We start from the raw sequence: 997 nt of genomic DNA on the forward strand, positions 1-997 counted from the left end.
CGGAAGGACATCTGTTGGCAGCCTCGCGCAACGCCTCCGCCGTACCCGCTGGTCCCAGTCGCGTCTCATTCGCGCGCATTCAGGAGCGCCTCGAAGTTCCTGACCTCCTTGCCCTGCAGACCGAGTCTTTCGATTGGCTGCTCGGAAACGAGAAGTGGAAGGCCCGGGTAGAGGCGGCTCGTCAGGCCGGGCGCAAGGACGTCCCGACCCAGTCGGGCCTCGAAGAGATCTTCGAAGAGATCAGTCCCATCGAGGACTTCTCGGGGACCATGTCCTTGTCGTTCCGCGACCACCGATTCGAGCCGCCGAAGTACTCCGTAGATGAGTGCAAAGACAAGGACATGACCTTCTCCGCCCCGATGTTCGTGACGGCGGAGTTCATCAATAACACCACCGGTGAGATCAAGAGTCAGACGGTGTTCATGGGCGATTTCCCGCTCATGACGCCGAAGGGCACGTTCATCATCAACGGCACCGAGCGTGTCGTGGTCTCGCAGCTGGTCCGTTCGCCCGGCGTCTACTTCGAACGCAATGTCGACAAGACGTCGGACAAGGATCTGTACGGCTGCAAGGTCATCCCGTCCCGGGGTGCCTGGCTGGAGTTCGAGATCGACAAGCGCGACAGCGTCGGTGTGCGCATCGACCGCAAGCGCAAGCAGGCCGTCACCGTGCTTCTCAAGGCACTGGGATGGACCAGCGAGAAGATCCTCGAGCGGTTCGGCCAGTACGAGTCGATGCGGGCCACCCTGGAGAAGGACCACACCTCCGGCCAGGACGACGCGCTGCTCGACATCTACCGCAAGCTGCGGCCGGGTGAGCCGCCGACCAAGGAGTCGGCGCAGACCCTGCTGGAGAACCTCTACTTCAACCCCAAGCGGTACGACCTGGCCAAGGTGGGTCGCTACAAGATCAACAAGAAGCTCGGGGTCGACTCGGAGATCTCTCAGGGCACGCTCACCGAGGACGACATCGTCGCCACCATCGAATACATCGTCCG

At 62.0% G+C, this 997-nt stretch carries 1 pseudogene; it reads left to right on the forward strand.

The window, feature by feature from the left end:
* Window positions 1–14: 14 nt before the first annotated feature.
* Window positions 15–997 (forward strand): annotated as a pseudogene (locus tag EJK15_RS69570) (DNA-directed RNA polymerase subunit beta); the annotation flags it as partial.

The organism is Nonomuraea basaltis (assembly GCF_005893125.1).
Taxonomy (GTDB): Bacteria; Actinomycetota; Actinomycetes; order Streptosporangiales; family Streptosporangiaceae; genus Nonomuraea; species Nonomuraea basaltis.